This is a genomic window from Microbacterium sp. (genome assembly GCF_003248605.1).
In the GTDB taxonomy this organism is placed as follows: domain Bacteria; phylum Actinomycetota; class Actinomycetes; order Actinomycetales; family Microbacteriaceae; genus Microbacterium.
On sequence record NZ_QFPF01000031.1, the window covers coordinates 1 to 22,255 of the forward strand.

General features: G+C 71.1%; 25 protein-coding genes. 14 read left to right on the forward strand and 11 right to left on the reverse strand.

Features of this window, described 5'->3' with window-relative positions; genetic code table 11:
- Positions 1-807: HNH endonuclease signature motif containing protein (locus DI573_RS06290; RefSeq protein WP_292811844.1), on the forward strand; the 807-nt coding region annotated here is incomplete at its 5' end.
- Between the two features lie 149 nt (positions 808-956).
- Here DI573_RS06290 and DI573_RS06295 read toward each other — a convergent pair.
- The 3 genes from DI573_RS06295 to DI573_RS06305 are packed head-to-tail and all read right to left on the reverse strand — an operon-like array spanning position 957 to position 4,105.
- On the reverse strand, positions 957-1,337 hold the full coding sequence (locus tag DI573_RS06295; protein WP_292811846.1) for a PH domain-containing protein: 381 nt from the start codon (positions 1,335-1,337) through the stop codon (positions 957-959).
- 44 nt (positions 1,338-1,381) lie between these two features.
- Positions 1,382-2,212 (reverse strand): hypothetical protein, encoded by an 831-nt coding sequence (locus tag DI573_RS06300; protein WP_292811848.1) that lies wholly within the window; start codon positions 2,210-2,212, stop codon positions 1,382-1,384.
- Positions 2,213-2,260: 48 nt separating this feature from the next.
- The gene (locus tag DI573_RS06305; RefSeq protein ID WP_292811851.1) at positions 2,261-4,105 is read right to left on the reverse strand and encodes a hypothetical protein; all 1,845 of its coding nucleotides are present in this window, start codon (positions 4,103-4,105) and stop codon (positions 2,261-2,263) included.
- Positions 4,106-4,299: 194 nt separating this feature from the next.
- Here DI573_RS06305 and DI573_RS06310 point away from each other — a divergent pair, with 194 nt between their 5' ends.
- Positions 4,300-5,787, forward strand: coding sequence for a LuxR C-terminal-related transcriptional regulator (locus DI573_RS06310; protein WP_292811853.1), 1,488 nt, complete (start codon positions 4,300-4,302; stop codon positions 5,785-5,787).
- Between the two features lie 483 nt (positions 5,788-6,270).
- On the opposite strand, the gene DI573_RS06315 is transcribed toward DI573_RS06310, so the two are convergent.
- From DI573_RS06315 to DI573_RS06340, 6 genes are all read right to left on the reverse strand, one after another.
- On the reverse strand, positions 6,271-7,047 hold the full coding sequence (locus tag DI573_RS06315) for a hypothetical protein (protein WP_292811855.1): 777 nt from the start codon (positions 7,045-7,047) through the stop codon (positions 6,271-6,273).
- Positions 7,044-7,583 (reverse strand): hypothetical protein, encoded by a 540-nt coding sequence (locus DI573_RS06320; protein WP_292811858.1) that lies wholly within the window; start codon positions 7,581-7,583, stop codon positions 7,044-7,046. Before DI573_RS06320 ends, DI573_RS06315 begins: the two co-directional genes overlap by 4 nt.
- Positions 7,584-7,604: 21 nt before the next feature.
- Entirely contained in the window at positions 7,605-7,910 is a 306-nt protein-coding gene (locus tag DI573_RS06325) for a hypothetical protein (protein ID WP_292811860.1), read from the reverse strand.
- 107 nt (positions 7,911-8,017) lie between these two features.
- Positions 8,018-8,584 (reverse strand): NYN domain-containing protein, encoded by a 567-nt coding sequence (locus tag DI573_RS06330; RefSeq protein ID WP_292811863.1) that lies wholly within the window; start codon positions 8,582-8,584, stop codon positions 8,018-8,020.
- Positions 8,585-8,687: 103 nt separating this feature from the next.
- Complete coding sequence (locus DI573_RS06335; RefSeq protein ID WP_292811865.1) at positions 8,688-9,371, reverse strand: cation transporter; 684 nt, start codon at positions 9,369-9,371, stop codon at positions 8,688-8,690.
- Entirely contained in the window at positions 9,338-9,679 is a 342-nt protein-coding gene (locus tag DI573_RS06340; protein WP_292811867.1) for a metalloregulator ArsR/SmtB family transcription factor, read from the reverse strand. Before DI573_RS06340 ends, DI573_RS06335 begins: the two co-directional genes overlap by 34 nt.
- A gap of 97 nt (positions 9,680-9,776) precedes the next feature.
- Between DI573_RS06340 and DI573_RS06345 the strand changes: the two genes are divergently transcribed.
- From DI573_RS06345 to DI573_RS06390, 10 genes are all read left to right on the forward strand, one after another.
- A complete protein-coding gene (locus DI573_RS06345) occupies positions 9,777-10,937 on the forward strand; it encodes a glycerate kinase (RefSeq protein WP_292811869.1) in 1,161 nt (386 codons plus the stop codon).
- A gap of 32 nt (positions 10,938-10,969) precedes the next feature.
- The gene (locus DI573_RS06350; protein ID WP_292811872.1) at positions 10,970-11,455 is read left to right on the forward strand and encodes a DUF2975 domain-containing protein; all 486 of its coding nucleotides are present in this window, start codon (positions 10,970-10,972) and stop codon (positions 11,453-11,455) included.
- Entirely contained in the window at positions 11,455-11,700 is a 246-nt protein-coding gene (locus DI573_RS06355; RefSeq protein ID WP_292811874.1) for a helix-turn-helix transcriptional regulator, read from the forward strand. Before DI573_RS06350 ends, DI573_RS06355 begins: the two co-directional genes overlap by 1 nt.
- 9 nt (positions 11,701-11,709) lie before the next feature.
- A complete protein-coding gene (locus DI573_RS06360; protein WP_292811877.1) occupies positions 11,710-12,567 on the forward strand; it encodes an LLM class flavin-dependent oxidoreductase in 858 nt (285 codons plus the stop codon).
- Positions 12,568-12,597: 30 nt separating this feature from the next.
- Positions 12,598-13,464, forward strand: a complete 867-nt coding sequence (locus DI573_RS06365; RefSeq protein ID WP_292811879.1) for a MurR/RpiR family transcriptional regulator — start codon at positions 12,598-12,600, stop codon at positions 13,462-13,464.
- 138 nt (positions 13,465-13,602) lie between these two features.
- Positions 13,603-14,274 carry a tyrosine-protein phosphatase gene (locus DI573_RS06370; protein WP_292811882.1) on the forward strand — a complete coding sequence of 224 codons (672 nt, stop codon included), beginning with the start codon at positions 13,603-13,605 and terminating at the stop codon, positions 14,272-14,274.
- Entirely contained in the window at positions 14,271-15,059 is a 789-nt protein-coding gene (locus DI573_RS06375) for a metallophosphoesterase (RefSeq protein ID WP_292811884.1), read from the forward strand. The genes DI573_RS06370 and DI573_RS06375 overlap by 4 nt, the downstream gene beginning before the upstream one ends.
- Positions 15,060-15,076: 17 nt before the next feature.
- The gene (locus DI573_RS06380; RefSeq protein WP_292811887.1) at positions 15,077-16,111 is read left to right on the forward strand and encodes an ABC transporter substrate-binding protein; all 1,035 of its coding nucleotides are present in this window, start codon (positions 15,077-15,079) and stop codon (positions 16,109-16,111) included.
- Between the two features lie 75 nt (positions 16,112-16,186).
- The gene (locus DI573_RS06385; protein ID WP_292811890.1) at positions 16,187-17,779 is read left to right on the forward strand and encodes an iron ABC transporter permease; all 1,593 of its coding nucleotides are present in this window, start codon (positions 16,187-16,189) and stop codon (positions 17,777-17,779) included.
- A 13-nt stretch (positions 17,780-17,792) separates the two neighbouring features.
- On the forward strand, positions 17,793-18,908 hold the full coding sequence (locus tag DI573_RS06390) for an ABC transporter ATP-binding protein (protein WP_292811892.1): 1,116 nt from the start codon (positions 17,793-17,795) through the stop codon (positions 18,906-18,908).
- Between the two features lie 25 nt (positions 18,909-18,933).
- Here DI573_RS06390 and DI573_RS06395 read toward each other — a convergent pair whose 3' ends face one another.
- Positions 18,934-20,166 (reverse strand): FAD/NAD(P)-binding oxidoreductase, encoded by a 1,233-nt coding sequence (locus DI573_RS06395; protein ID WP_292811894.1) that lies wholly within the window; start codon positions 20,164-20,166, stop codon positions 18,934-18,936.
- 473 nt (positions 20,167-20,639) lie between these two features.
- Here DI573_RS06395 and DI573_RS06400 point away from each other — a divergent pair, with 473 nt between their 5' ends.
- The gene (locus DI573_RS06400) at positions 20,640-21,110 is read left to right on the forward strand and encodes a DUF3237 domain-containing protein (RefSeq protein WP_292811896.1); all 471 of its coding nucleotides are present in this window, start codon (positions 20,640-20,642) and stop codon (positions 21,108-21,110) included.
- Here the strand turns inward: DI573_RS06400 and DI573_RS06405 are convergent.
- Positions 21,097-21,588: a DUF4916 domain-containing protein gene (locus tag DI573_RS06405; protein WP_292811898.1), complete on the reverse strand. Its 492-nt coding sequence runs from the start codon at positions 21,586-21,588 to the stop codon at positions 21,097-21,099. The two genes, DI573_RS06400 and DI573_RS06405, sit on opposite strands and share 14 nt — an antisense overlap.
- Before the next feature lie 84 nt (positions 21,589-21,672).
- Between DI573_RS06405 and DI573_RS06410 the strand changes: the two genes are divergently transcribed.
- Entirely contained in the window at positions 21,673-21,945 is a 273-nt protein-coding gene (locus tag DI573_RS06410) for a hypothetical protein (RefSeq protein ID WP_292811901.1), read from the forward strand.
- Positions 21,946-22,255 lie beyond the last annotated feature (310 nt).

A 22,255-nucleotide genomic window follows, 5' to 3' on the forward strand; every position in this document is an offset into this window, starting at 1 on the left:
GAACTCCTCCTCCGGGGCCCGGCGGTGCCGGTGCACGGCATCCACGACATGATCACCCACATCGCCCGCGACGTCCTCAACACCGCACACGCCGCCGAAACCGCGGACGCGGCGGCTGCGAGCGCAGCTGGGACTGGCGAGCCTGCGGCTGAAGCGGCTGCCGCGGGCGGCGCGGGCGGCGCGGGCGGCGCGGGTGGCGCGGGTGGCGGCATCGTGGATTCTCGGACGCTGGATCAGGTGCGTGCCGACGTGCTCATGGAGATGGTCCTCACCCACCGCATCGACACCGAGACCGGTGAAGGGCTCGGTGACGGGCACGGTGGGCTCGCGTCGATCCGCGCGACGGTCAACGTCACCGTCCCCGCCCTCGCACTCGCCGGGGTGACCGATGACCCCGCAGAGCTGGTGGGACGGGCGCCGATCGACCTCGACACCGCGAGGATCCTCGCGGCTGATCCGATCACCGGCGGGGTCCTCGCCGTCGACAGATACACGCGTTCGGCGGATTTGACCAGGCACTTGAGGGTGCGGGATCCGCACTGCAGATTCCCCGGATGCCGCATGCCCACCCACCGATGCGACATCGACCACGGCCAAGACTTCGCCCTCGGCGGAGCCACCGACCACAGAAACCTCTGCGCACTGTGTCGACGACATCATGTGCTGAAGGGCGAAACACCCTGGCGGGTGAAACACCACCCCGGCGGAGTCATCGAATGGATATCACCCGGCGGACTCCACTACACCGACACCCCACCACCCGTCACCATCGGATTCATCCCCGACGTCGAGGACGCACCCTTCTGATCCCGACCTCGCGGACGCACCGTACTGTCCGCGATCGCGATCGCGATCGCGATCGCGCATCCCGCGACACGCAACCCGCGACGCGGGTGACTGACGGGTGACATCCCGGAGTGAGGGATGAGTTCCCGACGCTCGGGGGTCGTGCCGCGTCAGTGCGGCTGGAGCACAGCCCAGGCAATCAGGCTGTCGATGCGACGGATGTCGGCGCCCTTGGTGATCTTCACCTTGATGTGTCCCGCTCGCGTCCACAACTCGAGCTCGGCGTCTCGATCGAGGAATCCGCCGGCATTCTCGGTGGACCACATGTTGATCGCACTGTACGGCAGCGAATAGATCTCGACCTTCTTACCGGTGATGCCCTGCGCATCGCGCACGATGAGCCGCTTCGTCGTGAACGTCGCGGAGTCGCGGAACGTCTTGAACGACGCGACCGGCTGCTCGCCCTCGACGAGGAGCCCGCGAACGTCGTTCGGGATCGGGATCTCCTGCTGGAGCGTCCAGGAGAGAATGGCTGATGTCTCGATCGGCATGGGTTCAGGCTAGTCACCGATGCGCGGAGGTAACGCTCGACCGGTCAGTCGCGAGTCGCGACCACCACCACGCCGATGCCGCCGAACACCTGCTCGCGCTCGGGCTGCGACTGCGACACCTCGAACACGGCGAACCGGCCGGGCTCAAGACCCTGCACCTCGAGCTCCGCATCGAAGGTACGACGCTCGCCGGGCTCCAGCGCGATCGAGAACTCCAACGCCCCCTCACCCACCTCGCCGTCCACGCGCATCACGGCGAACACATCATCCTGCGGCTCACCCACAACCTGATCCAGACCGACGAAGCGCCCGGCATCGCGCACCGGGGCGATGCGCACGAGCCAGTCGGCAGCATCCATCGTGGGATTCGCCGCCGTGAAGTTCACGATCGCCGGCACACCCGCGGGCGTCGCGACAACCGACAGATTGCGCTGCGCCCAGTGCCGATCATTCACCGGATCGGGCGTCTGCGCCGCCGGATCGAGCGGATGCGAGATCCTCGCGATCAGGCAGATGTGATTGGGCGCATCCGGCGGCATCCGCCGCGTCATCGTCGCCGTCGTCGCAGTCCCCCCACGCGGCGGCACCGCCACCTGACGGAAGCCGATCAGATTCTCGGGCACGATCACGAACCCCAGCGCCGGATCCGACCACCACACCGTCACCTGCGCCAGCGACGCCGCATTGGCGCCGCCGCTGTTGCGCACATCGACGGCGACCTCAAGCACCTCACCGGGCTGATACGTCGAGGTGCGGATGCCGCCGCACAGCCACCACGTCACCGAACCGGGCAGGGGCCGAACCTCGCCCGTATCGGTCGGCCCGTACGGAATCGTCAGAAACGGACGGGAATCGTCGATCTCGCGCTCAGGCATAGTCTCTTCTGCTCTCTGTCTCTCGCCGCATGTCTCGTCGCCGCATGCTCAGACGTCGTCGTAACCCAGAATCTGCGCATCGACCGGCTGATCGGTGATCGATCCCCCGGTCTGCCAGCACTCGTGCCGCCACCCGCGATCGGCGTCGAGATCGAGGTTCACGACCGGATCGATCGCCGCGACAGCATCCGCCCACAGCGGAACGCTGATCGCCGGCGCCGAGAGCTGCCCACCCCCGCCGATGCCGCTCAGGATCGCGGACGGCGTCGTGCCGGGAACAAAGGGCGCAAGGCCCGCAGGCTCCTCGACCTCGGTGTCGGGGTAGAGGTCGAAACGCGGCCCGTCGTACGCCTGCCGCGGCCACAGCCCCTGCTCGGTGCGCGGGATCGCTGTGAACTGCCGGTAGCGCTGCCGCGCGAGGAACCCGTCGGGATAGATCACCCCGTGCAGGGCGAGGAACTCCGCCGCTCGCTCGAACCCCTCCCACAGCGACGACTGCGCCGTGAAGAGATCACCCGCCAGCTGAATCACCTCCGGTCGCTGGGCGAGGGCCGCGGCATCGCCCGCGGTGAGCATCTGCGACCCCCAGTCCGTGTCGACCTCGCCGCCGACATAGACGCCATTGTCGAACGCGGCCGCCCAGTTGGCCCCCGCGTCATCCCACAGGGGGCAGCGATCGCCACCCGCCCAGCGCACCACGCACGCGAACCAGCCCCCGAGCACGAACAGCAGGCTCAGACCCAGCGCCTCCCAGAACGCGCCACACTTCACCTCGGTCGAGTCGGGCTCCTCCTGGTGCGTGGGCCCATCATCCCCCGCCGACAGGATCTGCACTCCCCCTCCGCTGCCCGCCACCCCGGGCGTGCCGCCCGACTGCGTGAGCGCGCTCTGATCCTCGAGGGTGGGGGTGAACGGCGCGGCCGGATCGCCGAACAGCGTCGCCGCCAGCGCATCCGAGAGCGGAGCCGGCGGCGCGGGCGTGCGGATCACGGCGAGCGCGCGCAGATGCGCGATCATGCGCGTGAAACCCGTCCCGGCATCGAGCGGCACAGGCGGGATGCCGCCGGGCAGCACCTCGGCGAGCGCCTCTGACAGCAGGGTCGCCGCCTCGACGTCGATACCCGCCGGCATGGCACCCTCGAGCAGATCCGCGAGTGCCGCGAAGGTCGGGACGTCGGGACGCGCGCCCGCGATCCACGCGCCGATCGCGTTGCGCCCGACGCGGTCGCGGATCCGATGCGCGCGGCGCGGCCCGCCCACCACCTGGCCGAGATACATCGATCCCGACGCCTGCGCGCCGTACGCGGCGCAGGCCCCGAGGGCGAACGCCTCCGTGCGCGGGGTGCCCGCGCGGGACAGGAGCGCCCGGACGAGCGCGTCCGTACGGCGGGCCAGCAGCAGATCGCTCGCGTTCCAGTCCTCGATCGGCCGGTCCTCCTGACGCGGGTGCGGCGGCAGGTGATCGTGCGACGCCACGCGCGTGCGGATCTTGTCCAGATCCGCGAGCAGACTCTGCACCTGAGGCGCGAGCAGGCGCAGCGCGTTGCCGGCGGCGTTGAGTTCGGCGATCGCCGCGGGATCGGGGGCGCCGGGCTGATCGAGCACGGCCTGGAGCGAGAGCCGGAACCGCCCGAGGGCGTCGTAGAGCGCAAGGCCTCGCGTCCAGAGCGCGGCGACATCGGCGACCAGGTCGGCTTCGGTGTCACCGACCGTCGCGAACCACGCGAGCGGCGTGACAAGTGCGCCGAGCGCCGCGTGCGCCGGCTCCGCCCCGAGGCTGCCGAGATGGCGTGCGCGAGCGCGCGCGACCTCGGGCTGGGTGATGGTCTGCGCGGCGAGCGCGTCTTCGAAATCGTGCAGCGCCGCCATCAGCATCCGGTATTCGAGCACCATGCACCTCCCCGTGCGCACCTGCGCAACACGACGAGGAGGGGGCGAGGACGCGCCCTGATACACCGTGCAGCATGAAGGAAAATTGGATGAGATCGCTCTCATATTTGATGTTCACACGGTCGAAACACGATATTGTTTGACATTTTTTGCGGTATATCGCAACACTGGGACTTCGCCCCCCACCGATCAGAGGCATGACCTCGTATCCTCCTTCCTCGCAGACCCCCGCCGGCTCCGCCGGTACGACCGGGGTCTCTCCTCCGCGCCTGGATCTTCCGCCCGGCGAGCTCGCCGAGGCCGTGCAGCAGCATCCGGTCGCCTACTGGTACCTGGTGCCGCCCGACCGCCTGCACCACGCGCTCTCGCAGCTGCCCGCCTGTGTACGCGCCGACCACCCGCTGATCCAGATGATGCACGCGCTGACCGCGGGCGGCACCGCCGCGATCGAGGAGTCGACGCCGCCCGACGACTCCCCCGTCTCGCACCTCATCCAGTCCGCCCGCCTGCGCCTGGCGGGACACCCGCGCGCGGCGCTCGAGCGCGTGCACACCGGACAGATCGAGGCGTCGCTGCCCCCGGCATCGGCGCTCTTCGACACCTCGCGCGGGTGGCGCCCGTTCGTGACCCTGCAATCCGGGGTCACCGCCCTGCTCGCCGGCGACTTCTCACGCAGCGCGGGCCGGCTGGCGACCGCGACCCTCTGGCGACTGCCCGACGAGGTGCGCACCCTGGAGCGGGAGGCGCACGCCAAGTACGCGCTGCTGCACGCCCTCGTCGGCGACACCGAGATCGCCCGCCGAGTGCTGATCGCCCTCGACCGGCTGCCACGATCGGCATCGTGGACCGAACCCGAGATCGACTACGCCGCCCGGCTCGCCGGTCACCTCGTCACCCCCGATCCCGCGGCCGACGCCCGCGATCCGCTGCTGGCCGCCGACGCCCGCGAGCTCTGGCCGTTCGGTCTGTGGGCGCTGCTGCGGCCGATCTACCGGCGCGGGCACCTCGACGACGCGCTCGGGCTGCTGACACAGGTGGAGCACGCCGAACCGCCCGGCCTGCGCGGGGACGGCGTCGCACGCTCGGTCATCCCGATCGCCCGCGCGATGGCCCACCGCCTGCGCGGCGACCACGCCGCCGCACGCGCCGCGCTCGAGGCCGCCGACCCCGACTGCGACCTCACTCTCTCGGGACGCGCCCTCGTGCTGCTCGACAGCGGTCTCTACGACGCCGCGATCCACACCGCCGAGCAGGTCATCGCCCGCTCAGGCGAGCTGCGGCGCCTGCGCATCTCGAGCACCGGAGTGATCGCCGCCGCCCTGCTGCGCCGGGGCGATGGCACGGGAGCGACCGATCTGCTGCGCAGGTGCCTCGCCCACACGCGGCCGCCCTCCGACGACGAGCTCGCCGCGATGCCCGCCGACGCCGCCCGCCTGCTGCGCGCGCTCCGACACGAGGGCGGCAGCGCCCCGGGCGACGCGGCCACCGGTGACGGTGCGCTCACGCGCGGCGAGGAGCACCTGCTCGTGCTGCTGGCCACCACCATGACGCGGCAGGAGATCGCCGACGAGCTCTACCTCTCGATCAACACGATCAAGACGCGCTGCCATCGCCTCTACCGCCGGCTCGGGGTGCAGTCCCGCACCGCGGCGGTCGCCGAGGCCCGCCGTCGCGGGCTGATCTGAGCGCCCGCCGATGAGCGCCCCGCCGCTCGCGCAGAGGGTGCCCCGCCGCTCGCGGAGAGGGTGACGTGCGGGTGACGTCACCGTGGCGCGGCGGTCGCGCTCGACGCGGCGCGCGAGCCCTGACTAGCCTGGAACGTGGGAGGGATCGATCCTTGTCGGCACCGTTGTCCCCAGCAGCGCGCGTCGGACGCAACCCCAAGTGCTCCGCCGCAGGCCGACACTCTCACCAGGCCCTCTCGAAGCGACCGTTCCCCAAGAGCGCGCTTCGAGAGGGCCGCCCGGTGTGCCGCGGGTGAATCGCGGGTGACTTGCCCCGGCGCTCCTCCACCGGCGCCGACCGTGGTCGTACGGTGAGGATGGGGGAGGACCTTCCACCGCCGCCGCACTCCGGGGGCGGTTCCGAGCCTGACCTCTCGGGGCGCATGGTCTCCCAGACGCGCCCCGGGAGGTGCCCGGCGGGGCGGGGGTTGTGGGTGGATGCTGTCACCCGAAGAGCACCCCGCGCACAGCCTCGTTCGCCACCCAGACGCACGGGTAGGTGGCGGGGAACGCCCAGAGGAACGAGTTCAGCCCCATCAGCGCGGCGCATGCGGCGTGGAAGGCCAACCCGACACCGAGCACCGCGCCGGCGAGGGGCGGGGGCAGGACGAGCGCCAGCACGAACCCGCACTCGAAGCCGATCGTCGCCCAGCTCGCCGCAACCGAGAGCCCGGGATGCCGGCCGAGCCAGCGGCCGATCGCGGGCGTGCCGTGATCCACCGTGGAAAGGATGCCGCGCAGACCCGTTCCATCTCGCCAGACCGGAGAAACGAACTTCGCCACCCCCGAGGTGAGATACGCCAGCACCGCCTGCGCGGCGATGAATGCGACGGCGAGCGCTACGCGCACATCGCCCGGAAACGCCGGCGCGACCAGCGCGGTCGCGATCAGCACGATGCTCGCCATCTGCTCTGCCCCGTCTCCCCCGACCCGGCGCAGGACGCGCAGGCTCGTGAAGGCGATCACCAGCAGACACAGCGCAACCCAACCCGGGGGGCTCGCCACCCCGACGGTGATCACGATCAGGGCGGCGATGACCTGAGCCGCGACGAGGAGCAGCAGCATCCTGGATCGCACGTCGGACCTCGCGGCCGGGGGCGGTCCGAGCACGCCGCCCGCGGCGAAGCGCTCGCGAATGTGCCATTGCTCGAGAGCACCGACCAGAACACCCACGGCGGCGATCCGGCAGGCCAGATCGAGAGCCCACACCCCCCCGGTCACGGTCGTGGATGGATGAACGAGACGAACACGGGCTCGAGACGGCGATCGGCGTCGTCCGTCTGCGTGCGCACCAGGGCGAACTGCCGTGCGTCGCCGCCCTCGTCACCGGGCTGGGCCAACACCCAACCCAGCACGCGCAGGTATGCGGGATTCAGCTGGATCATCGCGGCGACGACAGCGGGAGACTCGCCGGAGCGCCCAGCCCGCGTCGCCGCGCGCACGAGCGCACCGCCGACATCCGTCACCGCCTTGCGCGCGAACCTCGAGGGATTCCAGACGACGCGCAGCCACCACGGCATCGTGGCGAACTCGACCTGACGCCACGGCCCCGTGATGGCGTCATCGACAGGCGAACGATCCCGGAAGATCAGGTGCAGATCGTGCTGTCCCGGGCGCGGGGCGAAGAACGTCCAGCGCGGCAGCAGTCCGAGCGCGTCCCGCCTCGCCACCGTCTCCCACCATCGCCACCGGAACTGATTCGGGATGCTGGCGACCAGCCAGAGCCCGAAGAGCACCGCGAGCGCTGCCCCCAGCATCCACGCCCCCATCGCGGGCGGTCAGCGTTGCGTCGACCGGGCAGCCTCTGCGCGCAGGTCGAGCAGCTGGGCGAGAGTCACCTGCGACTCCAGCGTGCGGGCGAGCGAACGGATCTGCTCGAGCACCTCACGATCATGATTCGAGAACTCGATGCCGCCGTGTCGCGCCTCCCACATCGCCTCGACCCGCTCGGCTTGAGCCTCGGCCTCGTCATCGTCTGACGCGATGTCGTCCCAGCTGAGCCCGCGCTGCTGAGCCGCCGTGATCATCAGGTCCAGGCTCGCGAGCTCGCGAGCCGACAGCGACCGGTGATTCCTGTGTTCCATGACCATCCCCTCGGCCGGTCCGGGCCCCGCGCCCGGGCGCTGCGCTCATGGTGACAGTCGCGGCGCACGCGTACAAGAGGGACGGCGTGCGGGTCGGCGGCCGCGAATCAGAACAGGAACGCGGCGGGATCGAACTCGTCGATCGGGATCGCGCGGATCCGCGGCAGCGGCTCGTCGAAGACGCCCGCGTCGTACTCGAGGTCGAACCGCTCGACGCCGTCCAGCCGGCTGAATCCCTGGCTGCGGAACTCCGTGAAACTGACCACGCCGACCCGGCGCTCGCCGTCGATGAGGCCCGCCATGTCGTGGAGGAAGTCGCCGTCGTGGCTGACCAGCATCACGTCGTCCGCGCGCCGGGCCAGCTCCTGCATCGTGCGCTGGATGCCGATGTCGACGACCTTCTGATCGGCGGTGCCCGCGAGGGGAAGCACGATGTAGTCCATCGCCTTCAGCGCCTGGATGAACGGCATCGGCATGAACGCCGAGGCGTTCAAGAAGAACACCCCGCGCACGGGCTGACCCCAGACATCCTCTGCGAAGTCGGTCAGCCGATCCCAGCGCGGCCGCTCCCCCGGCTGCGGCCGGCGATCGAGGATGGCCGACCCGAGCGTCGCATCGATGTTCTCGCCGTCGACGAGCAGCCACGTCGTGCGGGGCGTTGCGGGAGCGTTCATGCGTCGTGCACCTCCGAAGCGGAGGCCGATGCGCTCCGGTCGTGAGTTTACGGGGGTGCGGGGCGGGGGTCGCGGTGGCTCGCGCGCTCAGCGGTGCGCGTCGTCATGCGCGTGATCGTCGCCTCCCCCCCTCGTCGAGCAGCATCCCGACCGAGGTGGCGCACGCGTCACCCCGCCACGCCTCCGCGCCCTCCCGCAACGCGAAGACCGCGATGACGAGACCCGCCACGGGGTCGGCCCACCACCAGCCGAACAGCGAGTTCAGCACCAGACCGATGAGCACCGCCGCCGAGAGATACGTGCAGATCAGCGTCTGCTTCGAATCGGCGACAGCCGTCGCGGAGCCGAGCTCGCGCCCGGCACGACGCTCGGCCAGCGACAGGAAGGGCATCACGATGACGCTGAGCGCCGTGATGATCAGGCCGAGCGTGCTGTGCTCTGCCTCTACGCGGAGCAGAAGCGATAGCAGCGACGCGGCCGTGACATACGCGGCGAGCGCTAAGAAGGCGACCGCGATCACCCGGAGAGTTCCTCGCTCCCAGCGCTCGGGGTCGCGCCGTGTGAACTGCCACGCGACGGCCGCTGCAGAGAGCACCTCGATCGTGGAGTCCAGCCCGAACGCCACCAACGCCCCCGAGGAGGCGATCGTGCCCGCGGTGATGGCCACGCTCGCCTCCACGACGTTGTACGCGATGGTCGCCGCGACGATCCAGCGGATCCGTCGGCGCAGCACGTCGGCCCGACCCCCGACGATCATGCGCACATGCAGACGTCGCCGGCGCAGCATCCCGGTTCGGTGTAAAGCACGACCTGCAACAACTCGGCGAGCGCCGGTGCGATATGCGGATCCGCAAGGCGATACCAGGACCGCCGCCCGTCGGGCTGCGCGACGACCAGCCCGCAACCGCGCAGACACGCCAGCTGGTTCGACATGACCTGACGCGACACCCCGAGCGCGTCTGCCAGATCGGAGGGAAACGCCGGCGCCTCGCGCAGCGCGAGCAGGATGCCGACCCTCGTCGGATCCGACAGGGCATGGCCCAGGCGGGCGAGAGCGGCGGTATGCGTCACGGAGGCTGTGGGGGCGGCGGCCATTCGACGAATGTACAGGGATTGATGAATTAACGGAATGCTGAATCACGACGCTGGTCGCGACGCCGCACCACGCTCGCGCCCGACCTAGGTTTGTCCCATGGATGCTGACCTCAGGAGCGCAGCCGGCCACCGCTACCTCGTGGCGCCCGACAAGTTCAAGGGCACCCTCACCGGAGCGGAGGCGGCCGCGGCCATCGCGGAGGGCATCATGCGAGCGGACCCGGGGGCGCAGCTGATGCTGTTCCCCTTCGCCGACGGCGGTGAGGGCACCGTCGAGGCGGTGGCGCTCGCGGGCGGCGAACGGAGGGTGAACCGGGTCACCGGGCCTCTCGGCGGGACCGTCGACGCCTCGTGGGCGATGTACGAGGGCACGGCCTTCATCGAGATGGCCGAATCGAGCGGCCTCCGGCATGTTCGCCCCACTCCCGCCTCGGCCCTGCGCGCCGACACGCGCGGCACCGGAGAACTGATCGCCCACGCGCTCGACGACGGCGTCGACCGCATCGTGATCGGCCTGGGTGGATCCGCGACCACCGACGGCGGGTTCGGGGCCCTCCGCGCCCTGGGCGTGCGGTTCGTCGATGTGGACGGCACAGACCTCACGCTCGTGGGGGACGCCGATCGCACCGAGCGCATCGATACGACGCGAGCGCATCCGCGACTGGCCGAGGTCGACATCCGGCTGTGCTCGGACGTGCTCTCACCACTGCACGGCCCCGACGGCGCAGCATCCGTCTTCGGCCCGCAGAAGGGCGCAGACCCGGTCACGGTCGCACGACTGCAGCGGCGCCTCGAGCATCTGGGCGCCCTCTACGACGGCCTCGCGGGCGCGGGCGCGGCGCGCACGCGGGGCGGTGCCGCCGGGGGCCTCGCCGCCGGGATGATCGCCGTACTCGGCGCGCACATCGAGAGCGGAGTCGAGGTGCTCGCCCAACTGCTCGGACTCGATGAGCGCATCCTCGCCGCCGACGCCGTCATCGTCGGCGAAGGCTCACTCGACGAGCAGTCACGATTCGGCAAGACCCCCGTCGGCATCGCCCGCCGCGCGCAGCGTCTGGGCATCCCGGTCGTCGCGGTGGTGGGCAGGACCGACCTCGCACCGCACGCGCTCGCCGACGACGGCATCGGCGGCATCTCCTCGGCCGTGGCGCACGCGCCCACGGCCGACGACGCCCTCCGGGACCCCACGCGCTACGTCGCGGCCGCCGCGGAGTCCGCCGTGAGGCACTTGCTTGCATTACCCATCGATATTCGATAGATTCCTCTCGTTCTTCGAGAGAATGGGTCGTCATGGGGAAACTGCTGGTGCTCGTGCTGCGCATCGTCATCGCGCTGTCGCTCGTCGGATCGCTCGTGGTGCAGATCGGCATCGTGCCCGCACTCTGGGTCGACATGGCGGGCATCCCGCTCTGGGCACGGATCAATGTCGTCACCATCGTGGTGCTCGGGGTGCTGAGCATGCAGGTCTTCGCGATCTGCGTGTGGCGCCTGCTGACGATGGTGCGCCGCGGATCGGTGTTCACGCCCGCGGCCTTCCGCTGGGTCGATGTCATCATCGGCGCCGTCGCCGCGGCCGCCGCCATCGTGTTCTGGCTCGCGGCCATCCTGGCCCCCGGCGGCGCCGCACCCGGACTCGTCGCCATCATCGGAGGATTCGGCCTCGTCCTCGCCGGCATGGCGCTCCTGGTACTCGTCATGCGCACCCTCCTGCGCCAGGCCATCGAGCGCGAGGCCGAGACCCGAGCCCTGCGCTCCGAACTCGACGAGGTCATCTGATGCCGATCGTCGTCGATATCGACGTGATGCTCGCGCGCCGCAAGATGTCGGTGGGCACCCTCGCCGACCTCGTGGGCGTGACACCCGCCAACCTCGCCGTCCTCAAGAACGGCCGCGCGCGAGCGGTGCGCTTCTCGACCCTCGACGCGCTCTGCGAGGCTCTCGAGTGCCAACCGGGCGACCTGCTGCGCTGGGAGGGCCCCGAGCAGCCCCCTCCGCAGGCCCCTCCGCAGGCCCCGGAGTAGCCTGTCCGGGTGCGATCCCTCGGCGTGATCTTCCAGCCCTCCTTTCCCCCCGAACGCCTCGTCGAGGTGGCACGCGCCGTCGAAGACGCGGGAGTCCCCGAGCTGTGGCTCTGGGAGGACTGCTTCCGCGAGAGCGGTGTGGCGACAGCATCCACGGCCCTGGCCGTCACGACGCGGCTGCGCGTGGGCATCGGCGTGATGCCGATGCCGCTGCGCAACGTCGCCCTCACGGCGATGGAGCTCGCGACCCTCGGGCGGCTCCACCCCGGGCGCATCATCGGCGGCGTCGGGCACGGCGTGCAGGACTGGATGGCGCAGGTCGGTGCGCGACCCGCGTCGATGCTGACGCTCATGGACGAGTACATCCCCGCGCTGCGGGCGCTGCTCGCCGGCGAGCGCGTGAGCACCGCCGGGCGCTACGTGCAGCTCGACGACGTCGCACTCGACTGGCCGCCGACCGTGCCGGTGCCCGTCGTCGCGGCCGCGGAGGGCCCCAAGACCCTCGCGCGCAGCGGTGCGCTGGCCGATGGCACCGTGCTGCCGGGCGGGTGGGGTCCCGACGGACTCACGCGCGCGCTCGAGCGGGTGCGCTCGGGGCGGGCCGGCCGCGACGCCCCGCATGCCGTCGTCGTGTATCTGCTCACCGTCTTCGGCGACGACGCCGACCTGACCGGCGAGTTCGCGGGCGCCTCGCCCGGCTCGGATCGCTTCGCGGCGGTCGGCGACGCCCGAGCCGTCGCGCGGGCGGTCGAGCAGCTGATGGATGCCGGAGCCACGACGGTCGTGCTGCAGCCGCGCGCCGACGAGCCCGACCTCGCCGGCTTCGCCCAGCGCGCGGGCGAGGTGGCGCGCCTCATCGGAGCCTGACGGGGCACACGCGTCTGCCAGACTGTCGCCGTGATCTCGCGCCCGGAACTGAGCACCCTCGCGCGCGTGCGCTCCTCCGTGACATCGCTCGGCCCAAGCGAGCGCAAGGTCGCCGCGGTCATCCTCACCCAGCCCGATGACGTCATGGAGTGGTCGACCGCAGAGGTCGCCCAGGCGGCGGCCACCTCCACCGCGACCGTGATCCGGGCATGCCAGAGTCTCGGATTCCGGGGTTTCCAGCATCTGCGCCTCGAGCTGGCGAGATCGAGCTCCTCGAGATTCCGCGCGCACGACGCCGCGACCGGTGACCCCGCGAACGACGACTCCGGCGCCGACGACACGGTCGCGCGCACCTTCGCCGACGCCGTGGAGGCCGTCCGTCTGGCCGAGGAGAACGTCGAAACCGCGGGACTCGAGAGCGCCGCGGCGGCCCTGCGGACGGCGCGGCGGGTCGTGCTGGTCGGCAACGGCTTCTCCGGCCCCCCGCTCCAGGACTTCGCCATGCGCCTCAGCGTCGTCGGCCGCGCCGCCGAGGCGCCGGTGGACGCCCTGGCGCAGCAGTTCGCGGCGCACTCGCTGAGGGAGGGCGACCTGTGCTTCGCCCTCAGCTACTCGGGCGCCAACGTCCAGACTCTGCGCGCCTGCACGGCCGCCGCCGACCAGGGGGCGACCGTCTCGCTCGTCACGAGCTACGCCCGCTCCCCGATCGCCCGCATCTCCGACATCGTCATCACCACCGGACCCGCGGGCGCATCCCACGACGTCGATCCCTTCCTCGCCCGCCTCGGGCACACGGTCGTGTTGCACGCCCTGCATTCCGCGCTGGCCCTCCAGGCACCCGCGTCCGATGTCAGCGGCATGCGGCACGTCGTCTTCGACGCCCTCACCGAGGAGTAGGGCCACCCGGCACGCATCGTTCACCTGCGCGCCGCCTTCCGGCCACCGCCGCGCCAGTTCCGGCGCCCGAACGGTCGATGTAATGACGTTTCAGGCGCAGTGAAACTCACGTAACGCGCGGATTCCGGAAGCAGGACGATGCAGGCGATCGAGATCGACGGGCTCTTCAACGTGCGCGCGAGCGGCACCGAGAACCCGTGGCTGGTCCGCTCCGGAGCCACCGAGCAGATCACCGAGAGCGGCACACGCGTGCTGAAGGCGCACGGCGTCAGCGTCGTCGTCGATCTGCGCGAGCCCTCCGAGGCCGGCCCGGCCGTGCACGGCCTGCCGGTGCGAGCGGTCGCCCTGTACGGCGACGAACCGCCTCGCACGGGGCGCCTCGAGCACATCTACGAGAGCCTGATCCGCGAGCGGGGCGAGGCGCTGACCCTCGCGGTCGCGGCGATCGCCGATGCCGACGGCGCGGCGCTCGTGCACTGCACCGCCGGCAAGGACCGCACCGGACTCGTCGTCGCACTCGCCCGCCTGGCGGCCGGCGCGACCGACGCGGACGTGGTCGCCGACTACGTCCTCTCGGGCGCGGGCGTGCGCGCCGCGCGCAACGACCACGCCACCGCGGTCGCCGATCGGGCGAGCGACGCCGACCGGGCCGAGATCCTGCGCCTGCACCTGGACAGCCCCGTCGAAGCCATCCGGCACGCACTCTCGGTGATCGACGACCTGGGCGGAGCCGAGGAGTACCTGCGCGCCCGCGGGCTCGATCCCGCACAGCTCGAGCGCCTGCGCCGCAAGCAGGGGTCGCACGCATGAGCCGCGCAACCGGACGTCTGACGGTGCTGCACCTCAGCGACGTGCACGCGACACGCGACGGCCGTCTGTACGACGCCGTCGACGGCATCGAGCGCCTCCGCACCGTCGGCGCCTACGTGTGCCAGGCGGGAATCACGCCCGAGGCGATCGTCGTCACCGGCGATCTTGTCGAACGCGGGCACGCCGACGCCTACGAGGCCGTCGGCGAGGCCCTCGACGAACTCGAGCACCGCACGGGTGTACCGGTGCTGACGACCATCGGAAACCACGACGATCCGCTCGCCGCCCGCCGGCTGCGCGGTCACGGCCGCAGCCACCACCGCGCCGTCATCGTCGATGACCTTCGCTTCCTCCTGCTCGACTCGTCGAGCGGTGAGCTGGGCGCCGCACAGCTCACCTGGCTGAGGGACGAGCTGCAGCATCCACACGGCGCGGGAAGCGTCATCGCCCTGCACCATCCGCCGCTCGGCTCGCCCCTGCCGAGCCTGGCCAAGGCCGGTCTGCGCGACGCCGACGCCCTGCTCGATGCCCTCGAGGGATCCGATGCGCGGGCGGTGCTCGCCGGCCACTTCCACCACCCCCTGTCGGCGACGCTGCGCGGCATCCCCGTCTCGGTCGGTCCCTCGCTGGCCTATCACCAGGTGATGGATGCCGGACCCGACCGGGTCAGCGGCCACGACTGGGCGATGTTCTCGCTTGTGCACCTGCTGCCCGGCGGAGTCAGCGCGACGAGCGTCAACCTGCACTCCCCCTCCCCGCTCTTCTCCTCCCCCATCACCCGATGAACACCAGATAGGAAACGATGTCCCCCCTTCGCACCCTCGCTCCCCTCGCCGTCTTCGGCATCGCGACGCTCGCCCTCGCGGGCTGCGCGACGACCTCGACGCCGGCGGCCACTCCCGACACGACGGAGTCCGTCCTCGAGCCCGCGACGATCACGCTCTACACCTCCGAGCCGCAGGAGAAGGCCGACGAGCTCGTCGCCGCGTTCAACGAGATCCACCCGGAGGTCACCGTCGAGGTGTTCCGCGCCGGAACCGGCGATCTCACCACCCGCATCGCCACCGAGCGGGAGTCCGGCCAGATCCAGGCCGACGTCTTCCTCGCCGCGGACGCGGGCACGTTCGAGAACTACGTCGCCGAGGACCTGCTGCTGCAGTACACGCCCGCCGACGTCGACGCGCTCAACCCCGACGTCGTCGACCCGGAGGGCTACTACACCGGCACCCGGATCATCCCCACCGTCATCGCCTACAACACCGGCATGATCACCGACGCGCCGACGTCGTGGGAGGAGCTGACCGACGCGGCGTACGCCGATCAGATCGTCATGCCCAACCCGGACGTGTCGGGCGCCGCCGCGTACAACGCCGCCGTGTGGCTCGACGAGTCCTCGCTCGGCGAGGAGTGGATGACGGCGCTCGCCGAGAACCGCCCCGTGATCGCCGACAGCAACGGCCCCGTCTCCCAGGCGGTGGCAACCGGCGCGCAGCCGGTGGGCATCGTCGTCGACTACCTCGTGCGCGAGCTCGCCGCGCAGGGCTCGCCCATCGCGGTGTCCTACCCGAGCGAGGGCGTGCCCTACGTGTCGCAGCCGGTGGGGATCTTCGCCGACACCGATGAGGCCGAGGCCTCGCAGGCGTTCGTCGACTTCCTCGTCAGCGCGGCCGGTCAAGAACTCGCCGTCGAGCAGTCCTACCTGCCCGTGCGCTCGGACGTCGGCACCCCCGAGGGCGCACCCTCGATGGACGAGATCACGATCCTCTCGCCCGATCTCGAGACCATCCGCAGCACGCAGGATGCCGCCGTCGAGACCTTCCGCGGGCTGTTCCTCTAAGTGAGCGCACTCGCATCCAGGACCGCGGACCCGGCACAGCGCCGGGTCCGCGGTCCCGCGCGTCGTCTCGACGCGGTGGATGCCCTGACCCTCGCGCTGTGGCTCGCGTGCGGAGCCTTCGTGCTGCTGCCCATCGGCAGCATCCTCGTCCTCGCCGGAGACGGCAGCCAGCTCGGCGTCCTCCTCCAGGGGGACGTGATCGAGGCCGGCGTGAACAGCCTGGTCTCGGCGACCGCGTCGGCACTGGCGGCCGTGACGATCGGCACGGTGTTCGCGATCCTCCTCGAGCGCACCGACCTGCCCGGCCGTGGTGCGCTCCGGCTGCTCGCGCTGAGTCCCCTGCTCGTGCCGCCGTTCGTCGGCGCGATCGCGTGGCTCGGGATCGCCGGGCCCACGAGCCCCGTCAACCTCTGGTGGCGCGGCATGTTCGGTGGCCCCCTGTGGTCGATCTACGGCGCGGACGGCGTCATCATGCTGCTCACGGTGCACAGCTACCCGATCACGATGCTGATCGTCACCGCAGCCCTGCGGCGGATCCCCACCGACCTCGAGCAGGCCGCGCGCGTGGGCGGCGCGAGTCCGCTGCGCGCGATCCTCTCCATCACGGTGCCGCTGCTGCGCCCCGCGCTGACGTCGTCGTTCATCCTCATCGCGGTGGGCAACCTGGCCGATTTCGGCATCCCCTCCATCATCGGTCTGCCCGAGCGCTACGTCACTCTGGCCACCCTCGTCTACCGCTACCTGCAGTCGGGAACCGTCGACGAACCGCTCGCGGTCGTCGCAACGATCGGCGTCGTGCTTCTGGTCATCGCCGCCCTCGCGCTGCTCGTCGATGCGCTGCTCGGCCGACGCGCCTGGCAGCTGGACTCCTCGTCGGCGCCCATCGAACGCATGCCGCTCGGCCGTGCACGACTGCCCTGGGGCATCACGATGTGGGCCGTGGTGCTGACCCTCACCGTGCTGCCGCTGCTCGCCCTGCTGACGCAGACGCTCCTGCGCGCGCCCGGGGTCCCCCTGACCTGGGAGAACCTCACCCTCGACCACCTCGTCCGGGCGATGACCTCGGCCAACGCCCTCGCCGGCGCGGCGAATTCCGTCATGCTCGCGACCCTCGCCGCCCTGATCTGCGGGATGCTGGGGCTCGGCATCGGGGTCGTGATCACGCGTGCGCGCGGCCGCGCGTCCCGGGGGCTCGGCGCCGTCGCGATGGTGCCGCAGGCCGTGCCCGGTATCGTCATCGCCGTCGCGTGGCTCGTGCTGGCACCCTCGCTGGGACTGTTCAACACACCGTGGCTCATCCTCGTCGCGTACGTGACGTCCTTCACCGCCCTCGTCGTGCAGGCGGTCGCCGCGCCGCTGTCGGCGACGCCGGAGAGCGCCGAAGAGGCGGCGCGCATCGCCGGCGCGGGGCGACTGCGAGCGCTCGTCGACATCTCGTGCCGCATGGCGCTGCCGGCCGCGATCGCGGGTGCCGTCATCGTGGCGGTCACCGCCGTGCGCGAGCTCACCCTGTCGGTGCTGTTGCTCTCGCCCGGATCGCAGACCCTCGGCGTCGCGATCTTCAGCTTCCAGCAGGCGGGTGCATTCAGCACGGCATCCGCCTGGTCCCTCATCGTCGCCGTCCTCGGCATCGCGGTCATCGGGCTCGCCACCCGCCGCACGACCTGAAAGAGAGTCACCCGTGGCATCCGTCACCCTCGACGCCGTCTCCCTGCGCTACCGTTCGGGCACGACCGGCCTCGCCGACGTGGATCTGACGATCTCCGACGGGGAGTTCCTCGCCCTCGTCGGGCCCTCCGGTTCCGGAAAGACGACCCTGCTGCGCAGCGTCGCGGGCTTCCTCGCGCCCACCGCCGGCAGGGTGCTGATCGGCGATCGCGTCGTCGCCGGGAGCGGAGTCTTCGTCCCCCCGGAGCACCGCGCCCTGGGCATGGTCTTCCAGCAGCACGCGGTGTGGCCCCACTGGAGCGTGGGACGCAACGTCGAGTATCCGCTCCGCCGCGCCCGGGTGCCGCGCGCCGAACGGCGTCGCCGCGTCGTCGAGGCTCTCGACCTCGTCGGCCTGCGCGATCACGACCACCGCGATCCCGCGACGCTCTCGGGCGGGCAGCGCCAGCGTGTCGCCCTCGCGCGGGCCCTCGTCGCACGCCCCCGGGTGCTGCTGCTCGACGAAGCCCTCTCCGCACTCGACGAGCCGCTGCGCGACCGGCTGCGGCTGGAGCTGCACACGCTGACCCGCGACCTGGGGCTGACGGTCATCCACGTCACCCACGATCGCTCCGAGGCGCTCGCCCTCGCCGATCGGGTCGCCGTGCTCGATGCCGGCCGCATCCTCCAGGTCGACACCCCAGCCGCCCTGCTCGAGCGCCCGTGCAGCCCGTTCGTCGCCCGCTTCCTCTCCGATGCCACCCTCGTCGACGGCTACGTCGCCGACGGCCGATTCCACGCGAGCGGGCATCCCCTGTCCGTCACCTGCCGTGAGGTGCCCACCAGCGCCGGCGACGCGTGCGCGGCCATTCTGCCGCCCGCCGTCCACGTCGACAGCGACCCCGACGGGGCGGCGATCGTGCGTTCGTCGCTGTTCACCCCCGAGGGCGCCGACCTCGTCGTGGAGTGGGCGGGCCTCACACTGCGCGCCCGCACGGTCGGCCGGCGCCATCGTGTCGGCGACCGCGTGCGCGTCCATGTGTCGAGCGCGACCGTCTACCCGACCTCGGCCGCAGACGTCGAGCCTGCCCGGGCCCCGCTCGGCGTCGGCGTCGGCGTCGGCGTCGGCGTCGGCTCGATCGCGGGCTGAGCGCGCCCGCGCGGTATCGAGAGCGTCAGTCCCGCCCCTGCAGGATCAGATGCCAGTACACCCACGGCAAGATCCGGCGATCGAAGACCCACGTCAGTCGACGCTCCCGGGCAAGGCCCCGCCAGAACGGGATCGTGGGCTTGGGCCGGCATGAGGCATCGAACTCGGCGAAGACGACGCTGTGCCGAGACACCGTGAACGGGCACACCGAATATCCGTTGTACCGGGCGCGGGCGGGCTTGCCGCGCAGAGCGGCGACGACGTTCTTCGCGACCGCTTTCGCCTGCGGGCGCAGTGCGCCGCCCGATTTCGACGCGCGCGTGGCGGCAGCATCCCCGAGCGCCCACACGTTCGGGTACCGGGCGTGCCGGAGCGTCTCAGGATCCACATCGATGAAACCGCCCGGGATGCCGGGGCCTGTGAGCGGCCCCCGCGCGATCCAGTCGGGAGCCGACTGCGGCGGCACCGCGTGCAGCACGTCGTACGTCAGCCGCTCGCGCCCACCGCCCGGCCCCTCGATCGTCGCGACACGCGCACCGGCGTCGACGTCGACGAGCGTGCTGCCGTATCGCACCTCGATACCGTACTCGGCGATCTTGCGCTCCAGCTCGCGATCGATCAGGGGCATGCCGAAGATCGTCTCGGTCGGCACGACGAGCACAACCCGGATGTCATCGAGCACTCCCCGCGCGCGCCAGAAATCACAGGCGAGGTACATCGGCTTCTGCGCCGCGCCGGCACACGAGGCGTCGCCCGGCGGCTGCGTGAAGACGACCGTGCCCCGCGCGAGGTCGCGCAGAGCGCCCGACGCCTTCGCGGCCAGATCGAACTCGTAGTTCGACACACCCGATGGCGAGCGCATGGCCTCCCGCAGACCCGGGATGCCGTCCCAGTTCTTCTGGATGCCGGGACACACGACCAGCTGATCGTACGTGTGGGTGGCGCCCGAGGCGAGGTGCACGGCGCCGCCCTCCGGATCGATGGAGGTGACGGCATCCTGGATCCACGCGACCCCCCGCGGCGTGATCGCCGCCTGGGGTCGCTGGGCGAGGTGGGCGGGCGCGGTGCCGCCCGCGATGTGCGAGAAGAGCGGCTTGTAGAGATGCGTGCCGCGCGGCTCGATCACCGTGACACCGCGGGTGCGCCCGAGCAGGCGGCGCAGACGACCCGCGACCGAGAGCCCGGCATTGCCGCCCCCGATGACGAGGACGTCGTGATGGGTCGCAGCGCCCTCGAGCGCGCGGTCGGGGTTGACCATAAGCCGACGATAAGCGCCGCCGGCGTCCGGAGAGCGGGGGTTGCGGATGCCGGCGGGCGGGGATAGGGGCCGGGCGGGTGCGCGCGGGTGCGCGCGGGTGCGCTACTTGCGGGTCAAGCCCTCGAACGGGCGCATGTAGAGCGAGCCGAAACCGTCGAGGATCTCTTTGGCCTCGGCATCCGGCGTGCCGAACACGGTGAACCCGCGACGAGCGGAGTGACGACGCGCGTGAACTCCTCGAACTTTCCGGGTTTGACGTCGCAGGTGACCAGCCAGTAGATCTCTTCGCGCATGTTCGTCTGCCCTTCTCTGCATCGACGGCGACTCTGCCGTGACCCGCGGCGCGCCTGTGCGCCGCGTGCGGATGCGGGTCGCGATCTGCGACCCCGTGCCGACGATCCTCGCCCGGCCGGGGGTGCCGGGCGAGCGGGTGTCGATGATCTGAACACACGCGGCTTGTTAGCATCGCGCGTGTGACCCACCCTCCCGCAGCGCCGACGCTGACCTTCCTCGCCCACATCGACGTGCGGGTCGGCGCACCGATCGATCTCGGCGTGGTCGCCGGCGTACACCGGCGGATCATCCCGCTTCTCGGCGGCACCGTGCGCGGCCCCGAGCTCAGCGGCGAGGTCGTGCCCGGCGGAGCGGACTACCAGAGCCTGCACGATGACGGACGCCACGAGCTGGAGGCACGCTACGCCCTGCGAACCGACGACGGCCACTCCATCTACGTCGAGAACAGAGGGATCCGCTCCGGATCACCCGACGACCTCGCGAGCATCGCCCGGGGCGAGATCGTGGACCCGGCGCGCATCTACTTCCGTTCGCACCCGCGACTGACATCCGGCCCGGGGCCGTGGTCGTGGCTGAACGGGCGCCTCTTCGCCGCCACCGGAACACGGATGCCGGATGCCGTCGCCCTGGACGTGTTCACGATCGAGTGAGCAGCATCCGCTCGATCAGTCTCTCGCACCCGGGCCAGAGCGGATCCGGCAGCGCCGCGAGCGCGAAGAACGAGAAATCCAGAGCTTCGTCGCGCGGCGCGGGTGCGTCGCTCCCGAGCTGCACCGTGTACGACAGGCCGATCGCATGCTTGCGCTCGTCGTGGCCGGTCTCGGGCGATTCGGGCCGGACAGCATCCGGAAACCACTGATAGACGTACGCCGGCTGCGGATCGTCGCCGAGAACGGGCTCGACACCGAGCGTGTCCCGGCTGTGGCGGCGGATCGCGGCCGCCACCGTCTCGCCGTACCGCACCCGGCCGCCGAGGTGACACCAAACCCGGCCATAGGGCGACTCCCGCAGGATCAGCCCCACCTCCAGATCCCCGTCTACCGTCGTGCGCACGGGCACGAAGTCGACACACGCGATCGGGATCGCGCGTTCGATCGTGGCGTACAGGTCATCCGGGAGGAAGGTCACCGGCCCATCCTGCCAGGGCGACTGTCAAGCCCCCCGGTCGGGAGGGGTGAGAGGCGTACCGTCGCAGACCCGACGAGAGATGGGATGGGACTCATGCAAGACGACGTGCGCAAGGACGTGGCCTACAGCCCGGCCAGCGAGACCGAGACGCAGCACAAGCAGGCCGACCCGCTGCCCGACACCCTCGACGACGACATCGACACCGACGCGGTGCGCGTCGTCCCGGGCACGGGCGGACCGGATGACACGGGCGACGTCGAGATGGATGCTGCCGACGACGATTCACCCCGACTCCAGGTCGCCGCCGAGGCCGAGATCACCCGCACCCTGATGGAGCGCGAGTCGCGCGAGGCGTGAGCCTGTCGCGCCCTGAGCCCGTCGAAGGGCGGTGGCGCATGCCTTCCCGAGCTGGATGAGAGAAGTCTCACCAAGAGAATCGCCGTGGGGCGTCAGAACGACATAACTTCGAATGTCGATGTCGGTGGCTCGGCGTAGAGTCTCGAACATGAAGACATGGCCCGGTGACGGCACACACGACGACAACGTCGATGGCGTCGACGGTGTGGATGCTGTCGCGGCGGCCCTTGCGGCGAAGTACGCGGCCGCGGTGGCAGCGATCGCTGCGGCCGAGGCTCAGGCGATGAGCGTGCTCGCCGAGGCGCAGGCG